This window comes from Phormidium sp. CCY1219, assembly GCF_055795085.1.
The window spans coordinates 1-217 of the sequence record NZ_JAYFEQ010000306.1; the positions used below are offsets into that span (position 1 = coordinate 1).

The 217-nt window shown below is 49.3% G+C and carries 1 pseudogene; it reads right to left on the reverse strand.

Going from position 1 to position 217, the window contains the following annotated elements:
- Positions 1-217: pseudogene (locus AC0QH1_RS05030) on the reverse strand (hypothetical protein); the annotation flags it as partial.

Genomic DNA, 217 nt, shown 5'->3' on the forward strand with positions numbered 1-217 from the left:
CGGCAAGCTGTGCTGCTTCGAGTTGTTGGTCAAAAAGAGGAGATAACCGCATAATTAACTCTCTATCCTCCGGATTTAGATTGGCATTAGATTGTAAATCCGCCTTTAATCGATTCAATAAAACTAACGCACTGGCGCGAAAGAGATTGGCTGGGGGGAGTCGATCGAGTTCGGCGATCGCTTCGGCTTGTACCCGCCCGCGTCCTAACACCCTCAA